At 62.5% G+C, this 22,042-nt stretch carries 17 protein-coding genes; 6 read left to right on the top strand and 11 right to left on the bottom strand.

The window, feature by feature from the left end; all coding sequences use genetic code 11:
* Nucleotides 1-90 precede the first annotated feature (90 nt).
* From EOB49_RS02130 to argH, 5 genes are all read right to left on the bottom strand, one after another.
* Nucleotides 91-2,679, bottom strand: a complete 2,589-nt coding sequence (locus EOB49_RS02130) for a TIGR02302 family protein (RefSeq protein ID WP_127380010.1) — start codon at nt 2,677-2,679, stop codon at nt 91-93.
* A gap of 254 nt (nt 2,680-2,933) precedes the next feature.
* On the bottom strand, nt 2,934-3,875 hold the full coding sequence (locus tag EOB49_RS02125) for a threonine/serine dehydratase (protein WP_127380009.1): 942 nt from the start codon (nt 3,873-3,875) through the stop codon (nt 2,934-2,936).
* Between the two features lie 39 nt (nt 3,876-3,914).
* A complete protein-coding gene (gene lysA / locus EOB49_RS02120; RefSeq protein ID WP_127380008.1) occupies nt 3,915-5,183 on the bottom strand; it encodes a diaminopimelate decarboxylase in 1,269 nt (422 codons plus the stop codon).
* A gap of 63 nt (nt 5,184-5,246) precedes the next feature.
* The gene (locus EOB49_RS02115; protein ID WP_023811112.1) at nt 5,247-5,453 is read right to left on the bottom strand and encodes a lipoprotein; all 207 of its coding nucleotides are present in this window, start codon (nt 5,451-5,453) and stop codon (nt 5,247-5,249) included.
* A gap of 118 nt (nt 5,454-5,571) precedes the next feature.
* Nucleotides 5,572-6,972 carry an argininosuccinate lyase gene (gene argH / locus EOB49_RS02110; protein ID WP_127380007.1) on the bottom strand — a complete coding sequence of 467 codons (1,401 nt, stop codon included), beginning with the start codon at nt 6,970-6,972 and terminating at the stop codon, nt 5,572-5,574.
* A gap of 35 nt (nt 6,973-7,007) precedes the next feature.
* On the opposite strand from argH, the gene EOB49_RS02105 reads away from it, so the two are divergent.
* Nucleotides 7,008-7,697, top strand: a complete 690-nt coding sequence (locus EOB49_RS02105; protein ID WP_127380006.1) for a TlpA disulfide reductase family protein — start codon at nt 7,008-7,010, stop codon at nt 7,695-7,697.
* Here the strand turns inward: EOB49_RS02105 and EOB49_RS02100 are convergent.
* The gene (locus tag EOB49_RS02100) at nt 7,694-10,132 is read right to left on the bottom strand and encodes an EAL domain-containing protein (protein ID WP_127380005.1); all 2,439 of its coding nucleotides are present in this window, start codon (nt 10,130-10,132) and stop codon (nt 7,694-7,696) included. The two genes, EOB49_RS02105 and EOB49_RS02100, sit on opposite strands and share 4 nt — an antisense overlap.
* Before the next feature lie 359 nt (nt 10,133-10,491).
* Here EOB49_RS02100 and ugpB point away from each other — a divergent pair, with 359 nt between their 5' ends.
* The 4 genes from ugpB (at nt 10,492) to EOB49_RS02080 (ending at nt 14,814) form a co-directional block, all read left to right on the top strand.
* Nucleotides 10,492-11,802, top strand: a complete 1,311-nt coding sequence (gene ugpB, locus EOB49_RS02095; RefSeq protein WP_127380004.1) for a sn-glycerol-3-phosphate ABC transporter substrate-binding protein UgpB — start codon at nt 10,492-10,494, stop codon at nt 11,800-11,802.
* 194 nt (nt 11,803-11,996) lie between these two features.
* The gene (ugpA, locus tag EOB49_RS02090) at nt 11,997-12,881 is read left to right on the top strand and encodes a sn-glycerol-3-phosphate ABC transporter permease UgpA (RefSeq protein ID WP_023811118.1); all 885 of its coding nucleotides are present in this window, start codon (nt 11,997-11,999) and stop codon (nt 12,879-12,881) included.
* A 9-nt stretch (nt 12,882-12,890) separates the two neighbouring features.
* The gene (ugpE, locus tag EOB49_RS02085; RefSeq protein ID WP_127380003.1) at nt 12,891-13,739 is read left to right on the top strand and encodes a sn-glycerol-3-phosphate ABC transporter permease UgpE; all 849 of its coding nucleotides are present in this window, start codon (nt 12,891-12,893) and stop codon (nt 13,737-13,739) included.
* A gap of 7 nt (nt 13,740-13,746) precedes the next feature.
* Nucleotides 13,747-14,814, top strand: a complete 1,068-nt coding sequence (locus EOB49_RS02080) for a sn-glycerol-3-phosphate import ATP-binding protein UgpC (RefSeq protein ID WP_127268505.1) — start codon at nt 13,747-13,749, stop codon at nt 14,812-14,814.
* A gap of 129 nt (nt 14,815-14,943) precedes the next feature.
* On the opposite strand, the gene EOB49_RS02075 is transcribed toward EOB49_RS02080, so the two are convergent.
* The 5 genes from EOB49_RS02075 to EOB49_RS02055 form a co-directional block, all read right to left on the bottom strand.
* Nucleotides 14,944-16,026 carry an ABC transporter ATP-binding protein gene (locus EOB49_RS02075; RefSeq protein ID WP_127318804.1) on the bottom strand — a complete coding sequence of 361 codons (1,083 nt, stop codon included), beginning with the start codon at nt 16,024-16,026 and terminating at the stop codon, nt 14,944-14,946.
* On the bottom strand, nt 16,023-17,603 hold the full coding sequence (locus tag EOB49_RS02070) for an iron ABC transporter permease (protein ID WP_164761595.1): 1,581 nt from the start codon (nt 17,601-17,603) through the stop codon (nt 16,023-16,025). Before EOB49_RS02070 ends, EOB49_RS02075 begins: the two co-directional genes overlap by 4 nt.
* A gap of 174 nt (nt 17,604-17,777) precedes the next feature.
* Nucleotides 17,778-18,785, bottom strand: a complete 1,008-nt coding sequence (locus tag EOB49_RS02065; RefSeq protein ID WP_127268508.1) for an iron ABC transporter substrate-binding protein — start codon at nt 18,783-18,785, stop codon at nt 17,778-17,780.
* 158 nt (nt 18,786-18,943) lie between these two features.
* A complete protein-coding gene (locus tag EOB49_RS02060) occupies nt 18,944-20,170 on the bottom strand; it encodes a cytochrome P450 (RefSeq protein ID WP_127380002.1) in 1,227 nt (408 codons plus the stop codon).
* Complete coding sequence (locus tag EOB49_RS02055) at nt 20,167-20,820, bottom strand: N-acetyltransferase (protein ID WP_127380001.1); 654 nt, start codon at nt 20,818-20,820, stop codon at nt 20,167-20,169. The genes EOB49_RS02060 and EOB49_RS02055 overlap by 4 nt, the downstream gene beginning before the upstream one ends.
* 90 nt (nt 20,821-20,910) lie before the next feature.
* Here EOB49_RS02055 and EOB49_RS02050 point away from each other — a divergent pair, with 90 nt between their 5' ends.
* Nucleotides 20,911-21,930, top strand: coding sequence for a hypothetical protein (locus tag EOB49_RS02050; protein ID WP_127380000.1), 1,020 nt, complete (start codon nt 20,911-20,913; stop codon nt 21,928-21,930).
* The last annotated feature ends 112 nt before the right edge of the window (nt 21,931-22,042 follow it).

Below are 22,042 nucleotides of genomic sequence, written 5' to 3'. Positions count from 1 at the left end.
GTCTTTAGGTGGGATGGACGCGGGCGGCAATCCCTTTGTTTTTTCGCGATTCCGGACGGAAAACCGCTTCACACTTTTCCTGGAATTGCTCTATTTCAGCTCGAGCAGCCGTTCCAGATAGCTGCGTTCGATGTCAGGGCTGAGCGCATTGCCGAGCCGCTTGCGGATCGCTTCCAGTATCTGGCGGGCACGCTGCACGTCGATCTCGTCGGGCACCTTCACCGAATCGCCGAAGTCGGGACCCTGGCTGGCGCGCGGCCGGCCTAGCGGATCACGATCGGCGTTCTGCTGCCGGCCGCCTTCCTCGCCGCCGCCCTGGTCGCCCTGCATGGCCTGCATCTGCTTCATCATGTCCTTGGCGCCCTTGCGCAGCGCTTCCAGCGCCCGGCCCTGATGACCGACGGCCGCATCGCCTTCACCCTCGCCGAGTGCCTGTTCGGCATTGCCCATGGACTTGCCGGCCTCGCCAAATCCTTCATTGGGCTCCATACCCATGCCTTCGAGGCCCTTCTTCAGCTGATCGAGGTCGCTTTGCAGCTGGCCCTGGCCCTGCTGCAGCTGTTTCAGCGCATCGGCGAATTCCTGGGGTGTCATCGGCTTTTGCCGGGCGAGCGGATCGCGGTCTTCGCCGACGCCGGGTCTGTCCTCATCCTGGCCGCCTTCGCCGAGCTGCTCGTCACGGTTCTGCCCGCGCTGGCGCTCGCCGCGTTGCATCTGATCCATGCGGAAGGTGTCGTTCATCATCTCCTGCTGACGCCGCAGGATCTCACCCAGCTTGTCCATCTGCTGGCGCATCTCGCTGTCCTGCTGGCCGCCTTGCTGCTGACGGCCGGCTTGCAGATTGTTCATCATGTCCTGCAGTTGCGACAGCAATTGCTGGGCCTTGTCGCGATCACCGGACTTCGCCAGGTTTTCGATCTGGTCCATCATGCGATCGATGTCGCTCTGGCGCAGTTCCTGGCCGTTCTGCTGCATCTGCGGGGCGTTGGGATTCTGCTTGGCGCGCTCCGCGAATTCCTGCAGGAACTGGTTCATCGCCTCGCGCAGTTCCTTCATCGCCTTTTCGATTTCAGCGTCGCTGGCGCCATTCTTGATGGCGTCCTGCAGCGCCTGTTGCGCCTGGCGCAGCCGCTTTTCGGCGGCCGAAAGATTGCCTTCCTCGATGCCGAGCGCGATTTCCCAGAGATAGGAGACCTCGCTGCGCAATTGATCGTCGCTCTCGGCCATCTTCAGCCGGGTGCGGGCGCTCATGATGGCGAGATAGTGGGACATGTTGTCGAACGTATCTTCCGGCCGAAGTGTGATGGCGTCCATCAGGTCGAGCACGCGCGGCTTGGCGTTGGCGTCGAGCGCCAGCAGGCGGCGCTGTTCGATCACGGCGCGTGCCAGCGGATTGGCGAAAGGCCGCTCCGGCATCAGCAGCGTCTTGGTTTCGCTCGATGCGGTGTGCCCGGCATCATCGGTGGCGACCAGCGTCAGCTTGATGCTGCTGCCGGCCCAGACATGCTCGGTCAGGTCCTTGGAGGTCTTGGCGGCGTTCGACTTGCCGCCGCGGCGCGGCAGCGTCAGCGGCATTTCAGGTGCACCGTACAGCGGGCGCGCATTGGGCGCCTGCGGATCGGCGAGCGCGAACACCGCTTTGGCGGTGGCGGCGCCATAGTCGTCGTCGATCTGGTAGTTTAGCTCGAAGGCGCCGTTTGCGGCGCGCTTGGGCTCGCCGACGAAGCGGATCTGCGGCGGCTTGTCCGATATGACCGCGAAGGCCCAGCGGCCGAGCTGGTCCTCGCCCGAGGTCAGCGTCAGCGTGCCGTCGCCGGTCAGCTTGCTGGTGAACTGGCGCACCTTGGACGGCGGCGCCGGGCTTGCAGCCGGCTTGGCGGCGGCCTGCGGCGCAGCGGGGTCGATGACGCGGGCGTTGCCATTCTTGTCGGCATAGCCGAGCGTTTCCTCGCCTGAACCGCCCGTCACGCGCAGCGAAACGTCACTGCCTTCGGGAACGGTAAAGGTCGGGATCGCCTGGTTGGCGTCGGCGGTCAGGAAGATCGGCGGCTTGCCGGTATAGGCCGGTGGCGTCACCCATGCATCGATGCGCGGCGGCACGATATCGCGCGCGCCATGGGCAGTGAAGCCGTCGCTGATCCTGCCGCCCGTCGGCCCGAAGGAGAAGGCGAAGGCGGTAACGAGCAAAAGGGCCGCCACCGCGCGCAGCCCCCAGGGGTCGCGCTCCGGCACGCGCGTGCGCGGCAGGTCGGCGCCAAGGCTGTCGAGCTTTCCGGCCATGCGCTTCTGGTGTTCACGCCACAGCGCCTGCGAGAAGCTGCTTTCCCGACCGCTGGGCCGGTCGGTCTGCACCAGCACCGGGCTGTGCAACAGTTGATTGGCGGCCTCGATGCGGCGGTCGATTTCGCCGGCGCCCGGCAGGCGGAAGAAGCGCAGAGGATAGAGCGCCGCCAGTGCCCCGATGGCAAAAGCAGCGATCAGGCCGATGCGCGCCATATCCGGCAGCCGGGAGAACAGCCCGAGCCAGGAGATGCTGAGGAACAGGCTGGCGACGATGACGAGCGGAAGCAGCAACGGCCAGCCGCGCTCGACCATCATCGAGACCCGCGTCGCCAACCGGCTCAAGGCCAGGCGCCCGGCCAGGCCGCGATCGCTGCTGAAGGTGGGTCGTTGCGTCATCGGCCCTTCCTTGAGCCTATCCCGAAAACCGGGATGCGGCCCTATCCCTTTGAGCATGATCTGTTCCGAAAGGGATTTCACTTTTCGGGATCATGCTGTGGAGCGGGCAGGATAGCCCGACGCCTCACGACTCAAAGAATACCAGCAAACACGGCAAAGGCGAGGCAGTTCGGAAAAACGTGAAGTGGACCGTTATAGTTCCATCCTGCATACCCTTTAGAAGGCAGCAGGCCCTTTAGAAGGCAGCAGGCCCTTTAGAAGGTAGCGGGGTCCGCATTCGCTCCGCAGACCAGTACGGCGACCCGTTCGCCCGCCGCCGGCGCATAGCGGCCCGACAGGACCGCGGCAAAGGCGGCGGCGCCACCCGGCTCGGAGATGATGCGGGCCCGGTTCCACAGCGCCTTCTGCGCGGCGATGATGTCGTCGTCACTGACCAGGATCGAGCGTTCGATAAAGGCTTCGGCAATCGGGAACATCATTTCGCCGACGCGCTTTGGCGCCAGCGAATCGGCGGCGATACCCTCGGCCGGCGCGTCGACGGGGTGTCCGGCCTCGAAGGCGCGATGAAGCGTCGGCGCTCCTTCCGGCTCGACGGCGATGATACGGATGCGGCCGGCAAACCAGGCAGCGATGCCGCCGATCAGGCCGCCGCCGCCGACAGCGACCAGCAGCGTGTCGATCTTCGGCAAATCGCTCTCGATTTCGAGCCCGAGCGTGCCCTGGCCGACGAGCGTTTCCTCCTGGTTGAAGGCATGGATCTGCAAGGCGCCAGTCTCCTCGGCGAACCGTTCGCTGGCCGCCAGCGCCTCGGCGTAGCGGGCGCCGCCGACGATCAGTTCGGCGCCGTAGGAGCGGATTCGCTCCAGTTTGGCTGGCGGGCTCACTTCGGGAACGAAGATGGTCGCCTTGTGGCCGAGCCGCATGGCGGCATAGGCGACGGCCGCGCCATGGTTGCCGCCCGATGCCGCGACGACACCGGCGTCGGGAACCGGCCGCTCCAGGAGATTGGTGAAGGCGCCGCGCGCCTTGAACGAGCCGGAATGCTGCAGGCATTCGAGCTTCAGGTCGACGGCCAGCGGCGGCCGATCGAAGTCGGCCATGTCGACGCGCAGCACTGGCGTGTGCCTGATATAGGGGCGGATGCGCGGTTCCATCGCGGCAATGCGCTCGCGTGTGACGGTGATGCCGTTCGTCATGATTGCTCCCTGTGACGGGTAGGTGTGTTTCCGGCGCTTCTATGCAAGCCAGTCGGGCATGGAATCCAGCCCGATCAGGTCGTCATAGGTCGGGCGTGGGCGCACGACGTGGAACCGGTCGCCGTCGACCAGCACCTCCGGCACCAGCAGGCGGGTGTTGTAGGTGCCGGCCTGCACCGCGCCATAGGCGCCGGCGGTGGAGACGGCAATCAGGTCGCCGGCCTTCAGCCTGGGCAGATCGCGGTCCAGGCCGATATAGTCGCCGGTCTCGCAGACCGGGCCTACCACGTCGACCATCATGCGCGGCGTGTCGGCCGGCGGCTGCACGACCGGACGGATGTCGTGGAAGGCGTCGTAGAGCGTCGGCCGGATGAGATCGTTCATGGCGGCATCAACGACGAGGAAGTTCTTGGCGTCGCCTTCCTTCACGAAGATCACTTCCGAGACGAGGATGCCGGCATTGCCCGATATCAGCCGGCCAGGCTCGAACATCACCTTCAGCCCGAGCTTGGTGACATGCTTCCTGACGATCTGGGCATAGGCGTCGGGCAGCGGCGGCGGGTTGTTGTCGATGCGGTAGGGAATGCCGAGCCCGCCGCCGACATCGATATGCTCGATGGCATGGCCGTCCGCCCGCAGCGCGCCGACGAGATCGACAAGCAGGGCGAAGGCATCGTCGAAGGGCTGCAGCTCGGTGATCTGGCTGCCGATATGGGTATCGATGCCGGTGATCCTGATGCCGGGAAGCTTTGCCGCGCGGGCATAAACCTGCCGCGCCCGCTGCCACGGGATGCCGAACTTGTTCTCGGCCTTGCCGGTGGAGATCTTCTTGTGGGTCTTGGCGTCGACGTCGGGATTGATGCGCAGCGAGATCGACGCCACCTTGCCAAGGGCGGTGGCTCGCGCCGACAACAGCTCGAGTTCAGGCTCGGATTCGACGTTGAAGCAAAGGATGCCGGCAGCAAGGGCAAAGTCCATTTCGCGCGCGGTCTTGCCGACGCCCGAAAACAGGATCTTGCCGGCCGGAATGCCGGCGGCCAGCGCCCGGCGCAATTCACCTTCCGAAACCACGTCGGCGCCGGCGCCGAGCTTGGCCAGCGTCCGCAGCACGGCCTGGTTGGAATTGGCCTTCATGGCGTAGCAGACCAGCGCGTCGAGCCCGGCAAAGGACTGGGCAAACACCCGGTAGTGCCTGGTCAGGGTCGCCGTCGAATAGCAGTAGAATGGCGTGCCGATCTGTGCGGCGATGTCGGGGATCGCCACGTCCTCGGCATGGAGCACGCCGTCGCGGTAGTCGAAATGGTTCACGAGAGTGGTTCCGGAAGTTGGGGCGCGATGAGATCGGGTTGAAAGGCCCGGCTCTCGTCGGCTCTAGATCAGCGGGTCGAGGATGAATTTCTTGTCCTTGACCGGTTTTTCCGGCTCCGGCGGCACGGGCTGGTGGGCCTTCGAGGCATCCTTGCGCGCCTGCACGGCCGCCTCATAGGGCGTGTCGAGAGCGCCCCTCCTGCCGCAGGCCGAAACGGCCGCGATCGCAACCAGCAGCGTCAGTGTCACCAAAATCCTGCTTCCGGTCATCGATCCATCCGTCCGAAACGTTTGTCAGCCGCCGCTTTTAGCCGAGTTCTCGGCGCATTGCACCCCGAGATATTGCCCGTCGCAATATCCGGGATATTACTGCTCGCAATATCCGGCATTACGCTTTCGCCAGCCGCTTTTTCCAGGCACGGATCTGCTTCCTCACTTCCGACGGCGCCGTGCCGCCGAAACTGGTGCGGCTCTTGACCGAGTTCTGCACCGCCAGCACCGAAAATATGTCGGCCGTGATGCCGGAATTGATCGACTGCAAATCCTCCAGTGAAAGCTTCTCCAGCCCCACCTTCCTGTCTTCGGCCAGCGCCACCGCCCGGCCGGTGACATGATGCGCCTCGCGGAACGGCAGGCCGAGCGTGCGCACCAGCCAGTCGGCAAGGTCGGTTGCTGTCGCGTGGCCGGAGCCGGCGGCCTTCTTCATCGCGGCAGCGTTGACCGTCATGTCCGAGACCATGCCGGTCATCGCCGCCAGCATCAGGTCGAGCGTCTCGGCGGCGTCGAACACCGATTCCTTGTCTTCCTGCATATCCTTGCCATAGGTCAAAGGCATGCCCTTCATCACCGTCAGCAGGCCGACCAGATGACCGGTGACGCGGCCGGTCTTGCCGCGCACCAGTTCGGCGGCATCGGGGTTCTTCTTCTGCGGCATGATGGAGGAGCCGGTGGAAAACGAGTCCGACAGCCTGACGAAGCCGAACTGCGGCGTCGACCAGAAGATGATCTCTTCGGCCAGCCGTGACAGATGCGTGGCGCAGATCGCCGCCACGCCGAGGAACTCGAGCGCGAAATCGCGATCCGAGACGCTGTCGAGCGAATTGCGCATCGGCTCGCGGAAGCCGAGCGCCTTGGCGGTCCGGTGGCGGTCGATCGGGAAGCTGGTGCCGGCAAGTGCGGCGGCACCGAGCGGGCTTTCATCCATCCGCTCGATCGCATCGCGCACGCGCGACAGGTCGCGCGAAAACATCTCGACATAGGCCATGCAGTGATGGCCGAAGGTCACCGGCTGGGCCGCCTGCATATGGGTAAAGCCCGGCATCACGGTCGCGGCATGCTCCTCGGCCCGCTCCAGCAGCGCCTCGATCAGCCCTTTCAACGCCTCGGCGACGCGAAAGCATTCATCCTTGACCCACAGCCGCAAATCGACCGCGACTTGATCATTGCGCGAGCGGGCGGTGTGCAGCCGGCCGGCCGCCGGGCCGATCAGATCGGCGAGGCGCGCCTCGATGTTCATGTGGATGTCTTCGAGCCGTGTCGAAAACTCGAAGCTGCCGGCCTCGATCTCTTTCAGGATCGTGTTCAGCCCGTCAGCGATTTTTTCTTGGTCGGCCGCCGAAATAATGCCCGTTTGCGCCAGCATCTCGCTATGGGCGATCGAGCCTTTGATGTCCTGCGCATAGAGTTTGCGGTCGAAGGAGATAGACGCGTTGATCGCTTCCATGATCGCGGCCGGACCCGAGGCAAAACGTCCGCCCCACATCTGGTTGCTGGTTTTCTTGTCGCTCATGGCTATAACCCGTGCTTCGGAGCAGTTTTGAGAAAATGGCAGACGGTAGTAGATTCTTCCCGGCCCCGCGCCTGATCCTCGCCGCCTTGGTGGCGGGCGCGCTGGCGGGCGCGGTCGCGGTATATGTCAGCGAGAGCCGGTCTGGCAACAATGCACCGGCACAAGCTGCCGTGGGTGAGAGCAGGGACGACGTGACCTGCGCGGCCAAGAGCGACCGCGCCAAGAAAGTCGCGGCGTCGGCCACCGGTGAGGTTGCGGCACTTTTGCCGGCCGATCCGCCTCAATCCCTGAAGAGCCTTGCCTTCAATGGTCCGGACGGCAAGCCGATGACGCTTGCCGATCATGCCGGCAAGACGGTGCTGCTCAATCTGTGGGCGACATGGTGCGCGCCGTGCCGTGCCGAAATGCCGGCGCTCGATGCGCTGCAGAAGGAAAAGGGCAGCGACTCCTTTGAAGTGGTCGCCGTCAACGTCGATGCCGGCGACGATGTGAAGCCGAAGAAGTTCCTCAGCGATACCGGCGTCGCGACGCTCGGCTATTACCGGGATTCGACGATGGCGCTGTTCAACGACCTCAAGAAGCGCGGGCTGGCGCTAGGCCTTCCCGTCACCATGCTGATCGACGGCGAAGGCTGCCTGATCGCCCATATGAACGGCCCGGCCGAGTGGTCGGGGCCGGACGCCAGGCGGCTGGTCGAGACGGCACTCAAGCCCGAGAGTCTTTAAGCCCTATTCAGGCCAAGGACAGGCGCGGGCGCGAAGGCCAGAACGCTTCTGTCGCGCAGACTGGCGGGTTTGCTGCCGACAGCGGGTGCGACGACGCCGGTCAGATCGCCGAATTCCTCGATGAGAGCCGGCTTGCCGATATAGTAGCCCTGGCCGATCTCGCAGGCTTCGGCGTCCAGGAACTTCAGTTCGCCGAGCGTCTCGACACCCTCCGCCAGAACCGGCAGGCCAAGCCCGCGTCCAAGTCCCAGGACGGCGCGCACGATCGCCGCGACCTGGCCGTTCTTGTCGACGGACTTGATGAATGAGCCATCGATCTTGATCTTGTCGAAGGGAAAGGCGCGAAGGTTGGAGAGCGAGGAATAGCCGGTTCCAAAATCGTCCATGGCGACGCGCACGCCCAGCGCCTTGACCTGCCGCAAGGTGGCCAATGCCCGCGGCATGTCCTTGACAAGCGCCGTCTCGGTGATCTCAAGCTCGAGCCTGCCGGGCGCCAGGCCGGAATTCAGCAAGGTTTCGTGGACCTTGCGGCTGAAATTCGTGTTGTGGAGCTGCACCGCCGAAACGTTGACGGCCACCGTCAGCGGATTTTCCCAGCGGGCGGCTTCCTCGCAGGCGGCCGTCAGCACCCATTCGCCAATCTGGCCAATGGCGCCGCTGTCTTCGGCGACCGGGATGAATATGCTCGGCGAGACGTCGCCGCGCGTCGGATGCCGCCAGCGGACCAGCGCTTCGAAACCGACCATCTTCCCGCTGCTGATCTCCTTCTGCGGCTGGTAGACGAGGTAGAACTCCTGGCGCGCGACTGCCTGGCGCAGTTCGTGCTCCATCACGCGCTTGTCGCGGGCCTCGGCCCCCATCGAAGCTTCGAAAAAGCGGTAGGTGTCCTTGCCTTCGGTCTTGGCCCGGTAGAGCGCGGTATCGGCGTGGCTTATCAGGCTGGCCTGGTTTTCGGCATCCGATGGATAAAGCGCAATGCCGATGCTGGCCGACACCAGGCCGCCGCCGACCGAGAGCCGGTTTTCCTCGCGCATGGCGGTCAGCACGGCGTTGGCGATACGGCCCGCCTCCAACGGGTCGGTCAGGTTCGGCGCGATGATGGCGAACTCATCGCCGCCCAGCCGCGCCACCATCTGCCCTTGGCGAAGAATGCCGGTAACGCAGTGCGCAACCTTCTGCAGCATGGCGTCGCCCGCGCCGTGCCCATACAGGTCGTTGACCTCCTTGAACCGGTCGAGATCGAGCAGCAGAAGCGCAAGCTGGCCGCCTTTCCTGGTCCGGCCCATCGCAGCAATTTCCGTCTCCAGCCGGCCGGAAAAGCTGCGGCGATTGGCCAGTCCGGTCAATGGATCGAAATGGGCAAGCCGCAGGATCTCCTGTTCCGCCTTCTTGCGCTCGCGAATGTCGCGGACCGCGACCACGTTGTGAGGCTTGCCACAATAGTCGATGCTCCTGGCGATCAGCTCGACAGGAATGCTCGTGCCATCGCGGCCGCTCAATTCGGCCTCCTGCGGCTGTTCGCCGAAGCCCGACATGTCGGATCCGAAGAGATCACCAAGCTGCATTCCGTTCAGCGTCGCTGTTGCGATGCCCGTCAATGTCGCCATGCTGTCATTGGCACTGATGATGCGGTGGCCGTCGCAGACGATCAGCCCCTCCACGGCGGCATTGGCCAGGCCGTGCATGCGGTCGACCTCGAGCTTCTGGCGACGGAAGCGCAAATCGATCCACAGCGCCGATGCCGACAGAACCAGGATCACCACTGTGGCGGCGGCGGCGGCGAAAGCCTGCGAGGTCGGCTCGATCGTGTATTCGGATATGACGATCGAGGGATCGGGGAAGATCGAGACAGCACCCATACCGATGAAATGCAAGGTGCAGATTGCCAGCGTCAGCAGCACCGCGCCGCCGGATGTCGCCTTCAAGGAGGGACGGCGCTGCACGACACGCAGCGCCAGCGCCGCGAGCGTCACGCCGGCCAGAAGGGAAACGGCGACAAGCAACAGGTTCCACTCGATGCGGCCCTGAACCTCGAACGCCGCCATACCGATGTAGTGCATGGCCGCGATGCCGCCGCCCAGCACGGCGCCGCCGACGAGATGATAATCGAACTCATTCCGCAAGGTGGCGATCCACATGCCGGCTGCCGTCAGAGTGACCGAAGCAGCGAGCGAAAGCACGGAAAGTGCGGGATCGTAAGCACTGGGTATGCCGGGTGTGAATGCGAGCATGGCGATGAAGTGCGTTGCCCAGATGCCGAAGCCGGTCGAAGTGGCCGCGGTCATCAGCCAGGCAAGCCGGTTCCGATCGGTGGAGCGGCTTATGTGATGAAGCAGGTTGACGGCAGAGAAACAGGAAATTCCGCAGATCAGCGCGGCGAGTGCGACCAGTCTCAGATCGTGTTCGTTGACGATACAATTGTAGACCGTCAGCATTTTATTTCACCTGATCTTTGGAAATAAACAGGGCAGCAGGATTGAGTAGCGCGTTGCCGTTGAGGGATCGATAAAGTCGCCTGCAACCTTGGCGTGTCTCTTCGGGTTGCAGCGGCTGCAATCAGCGCTGACACGCCGAAAGCCAGCTTGGCAGTCCCGACGGTGGTTCCTGGCGCTTGTCGTCGCGCTAAGCCGGCTAACCGTGTGGCTTTCCATGCGTCCAAGCGGAGGCGAGGTGGCGTGAGGTAAAGGGGTGAAGTTCGTCGATCTGCAACAAAACCGTTGTCTGATTGTCATGAGCGACACATATTGCCTCTGCGGGAGTGCCCCTTTCGCCAATGACAAACGGGAGATGAAACATGAAGTCCTTCGGCTTCGCGGCCGGTGTTGCCGCCACCTTTATGCTGCTTTCCTCAACCTCCGCTTTTGCTGTCACGCAGATCAGTTGGTGGCACGCCATGACTGGCGCCAATGCCGAAGTTGTCGATAAGATCTCCAAAGATTTCAACGCCAGCCAGAGCGACTATGAACTCGTTCCGGTGTTCAAAGGCACGTATCCCGAGACGCTGAATGCCGGCATCGCCGCCTACCGCGCCGGCCAGGCGCCCGACATCATGCAGGTGTTCGACGTCGGCACCGGCGTGATGATGGCAGCCGAAGGCGCAATCAAGCCGGCAGCCGATGTGTTGACCAGCGCTGGAATGACCTTCGACAAGAGCCAGTATCTGCCAGGCATAGTCGGCTATTATTCGAAGCCTGACGGCACCATGCTCTCTTTCCCCTATAACTCCTCCTCGCCGATCCTTTATTACAACAAGGATATCTTCAAGAAGGCTGGTCTCGACGTCGACAGCCCACCCAAGACCTGGAATGAGGTGTGGGAAGACGCCAAGAAGATCAAGGCGAGCGGCGCGGCCGCCTGCGGCTACACCTCGACCTGGCTGACCTGGATCCATCTGGAGAATTTCGCGGCCTGGAATGACGTGTCATGGGCCACCCAGCAGAACGGTCTGGCCGGCGGCGATGTCGAGCTCAAGATCAATGCGCCGATTTTCGTCAACCACTTCCAGGCGCTGGCGGACCTCGCCAAGGACGGCACTTTCAAATATGGCGGCCGCACCTCCGAAACCAAGCAGATCTTCCTCGCTGGCGAATGCGGGATCATGACCGAATCCTCCGGTGGACTCGGCGATATCGTCAAGTCCGGCATGGATTACGGCATCGGCCAATTGCCCTATGACAGCGACGCCAAGGGCGCACCGCAGAACACGACGCCGGGTGGCGCCAGCCTGTGGGTTTTCGCTGATAAATCCGACGAGGAATACAAGGGCGTCGCGGCCTTCTTCGCCTACCTGTCGAAGACCGAGGTGCAAGAATACCTGCACCAGAAGTCGGGTTATCTGCCGGTAACGCTTGCCGCCTATGAAGCGACCAAGAAGTCCGGTTTCTATGACAAGAACGTGGGTCGCGAGACCCCGATCCTGCAGATGACGGGTAAGGCGCCGACCGACAATTCCAAGGGCGTACGTCTGCCGAACCTGCCGCAGGTGCGCGATATCCAGAACGAGGAGTTCGAAAAGATGCTCGCCGGCCAGCAAACCGCGCAGCAGGCGCTCGACAATGCGGTTACGCGTGGCAATGCGGCGATCAAGGAAGCGCTGGGGAATTAGAGCGAGCGCAGGTCTTTGCTCTACGGCGCATCCACCTGTCCTGCCAGGCATCTCCCCTCGGCGAGGGGAGTTTTGCCGTCCCTTGCGATTTCGCCAACGGTCGATGATGCCCAATCCGAAACGCTCGTCAAAGCCATCTTGGCGAAGAGGGATGCCGCATCGTGCCGCCCGCCTCATCACCTCGGAGTGGCTCCATGACCCCTCGCGTCGTGTTTCCCAACAAGATCCTTCCCTACCTGCTGGTGGCGCCGCAACTGGCCATCACGCTCGTGTTTTTCTACTGGCCGGCCGGTCAGGCGTTCTACCAATCCATGCTCAGGCAGGATCCGTTCGGACTGAGGACCAAGTTCGTCTGGTTCGCCAATTTCAGGAAAGTGCTTGCTGATCCGGCCTACCTGAACTCGATCAAGGTCACGGTGGTGTTTTCCCTTGCGACCGCCATCGTTGCCATGTGCGTGGCGCTCTTGCTCGCGGTCATGGCAGAGAAGGTGGTGCGCGGCAAAGGTCTCTACCGCACGCTCTTGATCTGGCCCTACGCAGTGGCGCCGGCGATCGCCGGTATGTTGTGGCTGTTCCTCTTCAATCCGTCGATCGGGTCGCTGGCCTACATGCTGAGAAGTTTCGGCATCGCCTGGGATCCACTGCTCAACGGCACCCACGCCATGATCCTGCTGGTGTCCGCCGCTGCCTGGAAGCAGATCAGCTACAATTTCCTGTTCTTCGTCGCCGGCCTGCAGGCGGTGCCGAAAGCCTTGATCGAGGCGGCGGCCATGGACGGCGCCGGCGAGACCAAGCGATTCTGGACCATCGTCTTCCCGCTGCTTGCGCCGACGACCTTCTTCCTGCTGGTCGTCAACACCGTCTATGCCCTGTTCGACACGTTCGGCATCGTCCATGCCGTCACCGGGGGCGGTCCGGGCAAGACGACTGAAACGCTGGTCTACAAGGTCTACAATGACGGCTTCGTCAATCTGATCCTCGGTGACTCGGCGGCGCAGTCGGTCATCCTGATGGTCATCGTCATCTCGCTCACGGCCATCCAGTTCCGCTATGTGGAACGCAAAGTCCATTACGGCTGAGGGCGAGCGATGATCGGCCAGTCACCGCTCCGCACCGTCATCGCCCACGCCGTGCTGATCCTCGGCATATTGATCGTTGCTTTCCCGATCTACTACACGTTCGTTGCCTCGACGCAGACGCTGCAAACGATCCTCAGGCCGCCATTGCCGCTCCTGCCCGGCGATCAGTTCTGGAACAATTACACCGAAGCGCTGTTCGGCGGTGTCGGCCGTATCGGCGGCGTCAGCGTCGGCAGGCTGCTGTTCAACACGACGATCATGGCGCTCGGCATCGCGGTGGGAAAGATCTTCATCTCGATCCTGTCGGCCTACGCGATCGTATTTTTCCGCTTTCCGCTGCGCATGACCTTCTTCTGGCTGATCTTCATCACCTTGATGCTTCCCGTCGAGGTGCGCATCCTGCCGACCTACAAGGTGATGGTCGATCTCGGCATGATCGACACCTATGCCGGCCTGATCATCCCGCTGATCGCCTCCGCCACCGCCACATTGCTGTTTCGACAGTTTTTCATGACCATTCCAGGTGAACTGGTGGAGGCGGCGCGTGTCGACGGTGCGGGGCCGTGGCGCTTCTTCTTCGATATCCTGTTGCCGCTGTCGCGGACAAACATCGCGGCGCTGTTCGTCATCCTCTTCATTTATGGCTGGACACAGTATCTGTGGCCGTTGCTCGTCACCAACAGCAGCAACATGAACACGATCGTCATCGCGCTCAGAAAGATGGTCTCCTTCGCCGATGCCGATACGCAATGGCACCTGGTCATGGTCACAGCGATGCTGGCCATCGTGCCGCCGATCCTGGTCGTGGTGCTGATGCAACGCTGGTTCGTTCGCGGCCTGGTCGATTCCGAAAAGTGAGAAGCTGATGGCCACCGTCGATCTGAAGGATGTGAAGAAGGTCTACCCCAGCGGTTTCGAGGCCGTGAAGGGCGTTTCAATCGCAGTTCCCGACAGGCAGCTTTGCGTGCTGGTCGGCCCATCGGGCTGCGGCAAGTCCACGCTGCTCAGAATGATCGCCGGGCTCGAAACCATCTCCTCGGGAACAGTTGCGATCGACGGCAAGATCGTAAACTCAATCGGTCCGACCGAGCGGGACATCGCCATGGTGTTCCAGAACTATGCGCTCTATCCGCATATGAAAGTCTACGACAACATGGCCTATGGGCTGCGCAACCGCGGCACGCCGAAAGATGAGATCGACAGCCGGGTCCGCGCGACGGCGAAAATACTCGAACTTTCGGCGCTGCTCGACCGCCGCCCGCGCGAGCTTTCCGGCGGCCAGCGCCAGCGTGTCGCCATGGGTCGTGCCATTGTGCGCAACCCGAGGGTTTTCCTGTTCGACGAGCCGCTCTCCAATCTCGATGCCAAATTGCGTGGCCAGATGCGCGTCGAGATAAAGAACCTGCAACGCTCGCTTGGCGTCACGTCGGTCTATGTCACGCATGACCAGCTCGAGGCGATGACGTTGGCCGACATCCTCGTCGTCATGAACGGCGGACTGGTCGAGCAAATGGGGGCGCCGCTCGACATCTATGAAAGGCCGGCCTCGACCTTCGTCGCTTCCTTCATTGGCGCGCCGCCGATGAATCTCCTGGCACTGACCGAAAGCGCCTCGGGCGCGGTGCTCGCAGACGGCACGGCGATCGCTTTCGCACCTCGGGAGGCAAGAGCTGCGACCCTCGGTTTTCGGCCCGAGGATGCCGACGTCACCTTCAATGCGGAGGCGCCGCCCGGCGCCCTCGTCCTGCCGGCGCTGGTCGAGGCAGTCGAACCGGTAGGCGCCGAAAGTTTCCTTCACTGTGCGGCAGGCGGCAACCGTATCGTCGTGCGTGTCGCGGGTCGCGCCACCGCCACGGTTGGCAACCAATTGCGCGTGGTTGCCAAGGCAGAAAAGCTGCACTGGTTCGATCAGGCAGGAAAGCGCGTCGGCTAATCCAAAAGATATGCCCAGAGCGTTTCACCGTTTCACGGAAACGGCGAGCTGCTCTAACTCTTTGTTTTGACGCAATTCCAGACGGAAAACCGCTTCACAGTTTCCTAGAATTGCTCCAGCATACGGTGTTCAGGCGAAGACATGCGCCTTTCCCGATACGGTCAGCCGGACGATCTCGCCGACCGCCGGCGCGTCCATGCCCGGTTTGCGCAGGACCAGCGGCGTGTTACCGATCGCTGCCGCATCGGGTGGATCGGCATTGTTCAAGAGCCGCACCGCGACCGTGCACATCGAGCCGGCGAATTCGGATTCCGTCACTTCGCCGAACAGCATGTCCGAGGTGCCGGACATGCCCTCGCGCGACGTTCTCTTCAGCGCGATCTGCTCCGGGCGAAGCATGATGCGGGCGACATCGCGGCTGTCATTGGTGTCGACCGCGATGCGGCCGAGCGGCGAGTTGGCGAAGCCATCCGATATCTTGGCCGGCAGGATGATGGCGTCGCCAAGGAATTCGGCGATCATCCTGTCCTTCGGCTTGAGATAGAGCTCGCGCGGCGTGCCGATTTGCGAGAACTTGCCGTCGCGCATCACCGCGACCTGGCTGGCGAAGGACAGCGCCTCGGCCTGGTCGTGCGTCACCAGGATGGTGGTGATGCCGGCAGCTTCCAGAAGCTCGGCCACCGCCTTGCGCATCGAAGCGCGCAGGCCGGTATCGAGCGCCGAGAACGGCTCGTCGAGAAGCATCAGCCTGGGCTTCATCGCCATGGCGCGAGCCAGCGCCACGCGCTGCTGCTGGCCGCCGGAGAGCTCGTGCGGGCGGCGCTTGAGGATCGCCTTGTCGAGGCCGACGATATAGGCGAGCTCGACGATGCGCTCAGTGCGCTTGTCCTCGCCGCGACCCATGCCGAAACCGATATTGTCGCCAATGGTCAGATGCGGAAACAGGGCGCCATCCTGCGCCACCACGCCGATGCCTCGCCGATATGCCGGCACCGCAGCGCCGCCATTGGCCAATATCGTACCGTCGAGCGTGATGTGCCCCTGGTCCGGCGCCTCGAAGCCGGCAATCAGCCGCAGCAGGGTCGTCTTGCCGCAGCCGGAAGGACCGACAATCGCCGTGCGGCTGCCGCTGGCGACGTTCAGGTCGACGCCGGCAAGGGCGGCCACCGGGCCGTACTGCTTGTGCAAGCCGCCGATTTCGAGAAAGCTCATCGTCCGGCCATCCGTTTCGACTGGACATAGAGCAGCCAGGTCAAGGGCAGCGACATCGCCACCATGATGAAGGCGTAAGGTGCCGCGGAGGCATAATCAATCTCGCCGCTGTAGGACCAGAACGCCATCGCCAGCGTGCGGGTGCCGTTCGGCGCCAGCATCTGGGTGGCAGTCAGTTCGTTCATGATGCCGAGCGCCACCAGCGCCATGCCGGCCGCGGCACCCGGCGCCGACAGGCGGATCGTCGTCGACCACAGCGCCTGCAGCGGCGGGCGGCCGAGGCTGGAAGCGGCGCGTTCGAGCTCGACCGGTGCCTGCGCGATCGACGCCCGCAGGCTGACCAGCGCGCGTGGCAGGAACATCAGCGCATAGGCCACCAGGATGGTGAACAGGGTCTGGTAGAGCGGCAGCGCAATGCGCACCGTGATGGTGACCAGCGCCAGCGCAATGACAACCCCCGGCAACGAGCCGACGATGTAGTTGCAGCCCTCCAGCAGGCGCTGCAATGGCCCGGGGGCGCGGATCGAGATCCAGGCCATCGGCATGGCGGCGACGGTGGCGAGCAAGGCGCCGGCGAGCGCCAGGAACAGCGTCTGCCCAAGCGCCAGGCCGATCTCGTCCAGGCGCCAGACAGCGGCGCCGCCGGCGACAAGCCAGCCGCCGATGGTGACGAACGGCACGCCGAGCGCCAAAAGCGTGGTGACGACAAGCAAGAGCAGGCTCGGAATGGTGGCGCGCCCGAGGCTTGCGCGTTGCTGATGGCGCGCCGCACCCGAGCCGACGCGGGCATAGCGCTCCTCGCCGCGCACCAGCACTTCGAGGCCGAGCAGCACGAAGCAGCAGCTGACCAGCACGCCGGCCAGCATGTTGGCGGCCGGTCCATTGAAGGTCGACTGGAACTGGTCGACGATCGCCGTGGTGAAGGTGTCGAAGCGGATGAAGACATAGAGGCCGTACTCGGCCAGCAGATGCAGGCCGACCAGCAGCGAGCCGCCGCAGATGGCGAGCCGCAATTGCGGCAGCACGACCCGCCAGAACACGCGTCGGGGTCCAAGGCCGAGTGCGGCGGCGGCGTCCTCGAGGGCGGGATCGAGACGGCGCAATGCCGCCGATACCGGCAGATACAGGAACGGGAAATAGGCGATAACGGAAACCAGCACGCCGGCCCACAGGCCGTGCAGTCCCGGCACCATGGTGATCCAGGCGTAGCTGTGGACGAAGGCGGGGATGGCGAGCGGCGCCACGCACAGCCAGGACCAGATCCGGTCGCCCGGCAGGTCGCTGCGCTCGGTCAGCCAGGCCAGCGCAACCGACAGCACGATGGTGATCGGCACCGAGAGCGCGACCAGCAGGACAGTGTTGACCAGAAGCTCGCCGACACGCGGCCGGAAGACCAGCGCCGAGACGGTTTCCCAGCCGGTCTGCACCGCGATCCAGACGATGAAGGCGAGCGGCACCAGCGCCAGCAGCGCAACGAAGATGGCGGCGAGGACCAGCCAAAGCGGTGCGCGTCGCCGGGCCCTTCGACCTGTGCCCGAAGGCAGGCCCGAACGCGCGAGATCGACCGCGGACTGCATCAGGTCAGACGCCGTGCCGTTGCCGTCCAGCGGCAGCAATTGAAGGACCGCGATCGCGGTCGGGAACACAGCGTGTCGTCATCGACGAATGCCATCTCGAAAAACAAAATCACTCCCGCGGAAGGCGAATTCCCGCGGGAGCGCGGTCGGGTGTCCTTTTAGGACGAATGGCAACTAAAGCAAGCCGGCTGCCGTCATCAGGTCGGTGACCTTCTTGGAGTTCAGCGTCGTGGCATCGACCTTCGGCGCCTGCAGATCGGCGAGCGGCACCAGCTTCGGGTTGGAGTCCGCACCCTTGCCGACCGCGTATTCGAAGGAATCGCCTGTTTTCAGCACGTCCTGACCGCCCTTGCCGGTCAGCCATTTCAGGAACGCCTGGGCTTCCTTGGGATGCTTGCTGGAGGCCAGCACGCCGCCGCCGGAGATCGAGACGAAGGCGCCCGGATCCTGGTTCTTGAAATAGTGCAGCTCGACATTCTTGCTGTTTTCGCCGGTCTTGGCCTGATCGCCGAAGTAGTAATAGTGATAGATGACGCCGCCTTCGATCTCGCCGGCATTGACCGCCTTCATCACCGTGCTGTTGCCCTTGTAGGCGGTGAAGTTGGTTTTCATCGCCTTCAGCCAGTCGGCGGTAGCGGCTTCGCCCTTGAGCTGGAGCAGGGCGCTGACGATGGCCTGGAAATCGGCGCCCGACGGGGAGGCGGCCCAACGGCCTTTCCAGCTCGGATCGGCGAGGTCAAGCATCGACTTGGGCAGCTGGTCGGCGGTCAGCTTGGTTTTGTTGTAGGCAAAGACCGTGCTGCGCGCGGCGACGCCGACCCATTTGCCGCTGGCCGGTTGATAATCCTGCGGAACCTGTGCCAACGTGTCGGCATCGACCGGCGCGAACAGGCCGGCGCTCTCGACCAGCGCCATGGCCGGTGAGTTTTCCGTCAGGAACACGTCTGCGGGTGAAGCAGTGCCCTCGGCGACGATCTGATTGGAGAAGTCGCTGTCGCCGCCATTGCGCACCGTGACCTTGATGCCCGTTTCCTTGGTGAAGCCTTCGGCCCACGCCTTGGTCAGGCTTTCGTGCTGGGCGTTATAGACAATGATGCCGGCATCCTCGGCCATCGATGGGCTGGCGATCAGCATGATTGCCAGCGCCGTGGCGCCGGCGAGGGTGGAAAGAGCATATTTCATGACATTGTCCTAAAGTTCGGGTTGGCACCGGCTCACCTACCGATACCTGACAGGCTTAGTCAACATTGGTGATCTGCTTCAATCGGTCGCTGAAGCACAAACGCTTGATATCGGGCTCACAATTCCAAGCATGAAGGGACCCGAATGGCGTGCCGAATTCAAACCGATGGTTGATCCGCGGGCCGGATGAATGGGGCGGCTTGCAGACCGTGGAAAAGCACCGAATGCCGCCTGACGACCCTGGGAAGGTCCAAGCACCAGCCTTTGGCCTGCGTGAACAAGGCCTCCAGCAGTACAGCTATTTCTAACCGGGCGACGTGTTGACCCAGACAGGCATGCAGTCCGGTGCCAAAGGCAAGGGCCGACGAAATGCCGGAACCCAAATCCAACCGGTCGCCCGCCGGAAAAACAGAAATGTCTCGATTGGCGCTCGCTAGCACGGGTACGACGGCCTGCCCGGCTTTTATGGTTGCGCCACCAAATTGCAAATCTTCCGCGGCGATGCGCGCTCCGGCATAGTGAACCGGAGCGCAAAAACGGAGCAGCTCTTCGGCTGCTGAAAACCAACTGACTTTCCTATCTTCAAGCAGCGAAAGCTGTTCTGGGAAGCGTGCAAGCGCGACCAGCGCATTGCCGAAGGTATCGACGACTGTCGCCTGCCCGGCAAAGAGCAGGAATACGATGTTTGCAATGGCATCGTCTCTCAGCCAGCGGCCAGCCTCGACTTCGGCAAGCATCTGAGCTGAAATACCGTTTGGGCGCACAGTACCGTGTTCTATCACGCTGGATACCCATGCCTCCAACCGGCGGCAGGCATCGTTTGCGTCTTCGTCTACGCCGCCGGCCCTTATTTCCAGGGCGTTGGCCATAAGCTGTGCGTCGGCGCCAATCCGCCAGGGATCGTCCATGTCGATACCAAGGATCTGTTCCAGGGCTGAAAACGATAGCGGCAGGCCTATATCACGAACCGCGTCGAACTCCGGTTTTTGTACAGCTGCCTGCGTAAGTTCCGACGCTTTGGCCGCAAGCCGGTCGAACAGCCCGTTGCTGGAGGAAAAGCTTAGCGAACCAGCCAATGGGCGGCGCAGGCGCATGTGCCGCGGCGGGTCGGACAGCAGCATGGAACGGGTCAACAGGTCCAGGGCCGGATTGGCGCTGATCTTTTGCCTGACCTCCTGATAGGCGCCCGGCGGTGCCTGCAGCAACAGCGGGTGTTTCAAGGCCTGGGAAACAAGCGCATGGCTGAACACGTAGAAGGCTTCACCGACCTCGGGATAAGGAGGTTTGCCCCAACTGGCGCCTCCTGAACTCCGACGACGGGCGAATTCGGGAAACGCATCGCTGCCATGGGCGATGGGGTCAAATAGATCAGCCTGATCTGTCATCGGGCAAGATCGACAGCAAAGATAACGCGAAATCCGCCGGAACTCATGTCTTCAGGTAGAAAATCGGACGCGAGATGTAGAAATTCGCACCGGAGAACACGGTTATAGAACCGCAGTAGCGGATCCCTCGTTATGGATTCCACCGAAGGCATGACACCGGTCCGATGCCAGTCGTCGATGGTCCGACGAAATTCCGGATCCGGCCGAACCTTGTCGGGCAACTCGTCCTGTGCTCCCGCGTAGGACGGGCAACGTCCGTCGCCGACCAACCAACGCGCACCGACCTGCCGTCCATAGTCAGACATTTGCGACAATAGGCGGCGTGCCATGTCGGTGCCGCGGAATTCGGGTCGCACACCAAGATTGTACACGTAGAGTGACCGTGCAGGTTGGCTCCTGGCAAGCGAAGAGTAGGCGGAGAAGGTCTTGGGGAACCTTCCCGTATCGTGCGGATCTTGGCTGGTTTCCACGAAGCAGATCGCGCCGGCAACAAGGTTCTCAATCATGGCCAGGATCATTGTATGCCCGAGCGAAAGCCGGTGGTGAATTGTTTTTTCGCTGGCACCGAGTCGTCCCCAGGCCGCGGCCTCCATCGCGGCCATGCCCGGAACGTCGTCTGCCATAAGCTGTTGAAATACGATCATCTTCATCGTCGAAAGGCGGCTCGTAATTGCGATATCGAATCGATAATTTTCTGATACCAGCTGTTGATGAGTGCATGAGTAGGGGCGGGTTGTCTCATGATCTTCTATGTTTGCCATCGCTTGCATGCCTATACCCTGGCAAGCCTGCTACTCTATTTTCGAACGGATTTGCAGGGTTCTGTGCGCTTTGTTCCCTATGACGAACGGGCGCATCTGCTTGAGATTTCCAGAGGCACCGTTCTTTGGACGGATTTGGACCGACTGAGCGAAGCAGAGATTGAAGCATGCTCCAATCTCAGCCAGCGGATGAAGTCGCAGCAGTCTGATCTGTTTCAACTCAACCATCCCCGAAAAAGCCTTCAGCGTTTCGATCTATTGCGTATGCTGTTCGCGGACGGCATCAATGATTTCAATGTATACAGACCCGAAAGTCTGCCGGCGGGAATGCGTTTCCCTGTCTTTCTGCGTGACGAGACGGGCGCCGCTTATAAAGTGCCGCCGCTGTTGCAATCGCCGGTGGAACTCGGCCAGGCGCTCTCTGACCTGGGTACGATGAATTTTGTTCGCCCCATGGTGGTGGAGTTTGGAGCAAAGGCAGGTGCCGATGGCAGCTACCGGAAATACTCGGCATATCGGATCGGCGCGCGCAGTTATGCGCAACACTGCTTCGCCAGCAAGGAGTGGTTCATAAAGGTACAGGGAGGCGGCATGTCGGGGCAACATCGGGTCGAGCATACCGCCTTTGTGCGCGACAATCCGCATGCGGTAGAGCTGATGCCGATTTTCGAGAAGGCGGGGATCTCATATGGCAGGATCGACTACACCATTGTCGATGGTCGTATCCAGGTTTTCGAGATCAACACCAATCCCACTGTATTGAACGACCCGCCCACACCCTTCGACAGATACGATTCGTTGCCTTACGCCAACATGCATGCAGATGCCTTGGCACAGCTGCCATATGCTAACGATCCCCTATCCACTCCGGTTATCGATGAGACACATTTCCAGATATTGGGCCGCCTGAGAAACAAGTACCGTCGCAGACGGATGAAGCTGACCGTTCGAAAGGGCTTCAGGTCTTTCCGGGACGCCATGTTCGGCGCCAAGCCTTGAGTTCTCGAACAAGAGCGCGGGGCAATATCGCACTGGCGATCGGCGCGCGGTGTGCCGCAAACTTTCGTGATTTGCCGATAGTTTGGCTTGGACATTATTTCGCCGGCCACGT

The sequence above is a fragment of the Mesorhizobium sp. M7A.F.Ca.MR.148.00.0.0 genome (assembly GCF_003997735.1).
Taxonomy (GTDB): domain Bacteria; phylum Pseudomonadota; class Alphaproteobacteria; order Rhizobiales; family Rhizobiaceae; genus Mesorhizobium.
Note: the sequence above shows the minus strand (reverse complement) of the source record. Positions and strands in the feature narration are given on the sequence as shown.